This is a genomic window from Rhodoplanes sp. SY1 (assembly GCF_046000175.1).
GTDB lineage: Bacteria > Pseudomonadota > Alphaproteobacteria > Rhizobiales > Xanthobacteraceae > Rhodoplanes.
Genome location: NZ_JBEOMB010000510.1, coordinates 1 through 736, shown reverse-complemented (window position 1 = coordinate 736; position 736 = coordinate 1). Strand labels below are relative to the sequence as shown.

The 736-nt window shown below is 60.6% G+C and carries 1 protein-coding gene; it reads right to left on the bottom strand.

Annotated elements, in window-relative coordinates:
* A partial coding sequence (locus ABTU92_RS30660; protein WP_408095294.1) for a leucine-rich repeat domain-containing protein occupies positions 1–736 on the bottom strand: 736 nt, incomplete at both ends.

The following is a 736-nucleotide window of genomic DNA, read 5'->3' as shown; positions in this document are numbered from 1 at the left end:
GGTGACAAATCGCTCACCAGCGTCAGGTGGCAGTCGAGTGTCTGAAGAGACCGGACCGTCGCAACCGGTGACAGATCGCGAACCCCTCCTCCGTAGCAGTAGAGCAACCGCAAGGACCTGAGCCCGGATAATGGTGACAGGTCGCGCACATGTGTCGCGGCACAATCGAGCCACTGTAGCGAGCAGAGTTCGGCGACCGGGGACAAATCCATTACCTCTGTCCCGAAGCAGCTGAGCGCTTGAAACAACCCGAGTGCGGCGACCGGGGAGAGATCGTTAACCGGCGTCCACGAGCAGTCGAGCTTCTTCAGCGAATAGAGCTCAGCTACCGGTGAAAGATCGCTTACATGCGTCATTGAGCAGTCGAGCGCTTGTAGGAATACCAACCCAGATATCGGAGAGATGTCGTGAACTTTGCTTCTTGAGCACCTAAGGACCTGCAACGCCCCGAGCAAGGCAACGAAGGACAAGCAGTCCAACGTAGCGGCGATTGCCGATAGCTTTGTGAGTCGATCCAGCCCAGCAAAGCGCCGGTCGTTGCCATCGACACGGTTTGGCCCGATCGGCGGCATGACGTCGCGAGGTGCCCCCGCATCGTCTTGGTACGACGCACCGAGGTTCAGCACCCGCATATGGGTCAGCTCGAACAGCTCGTCCGGCAGCCCGTCGAGGCCGAGATAGCCTATGTCCAGGGTCCCCGTCCGCTCCTCGGCCTCGCGGGCGATGCGCTCCAGCG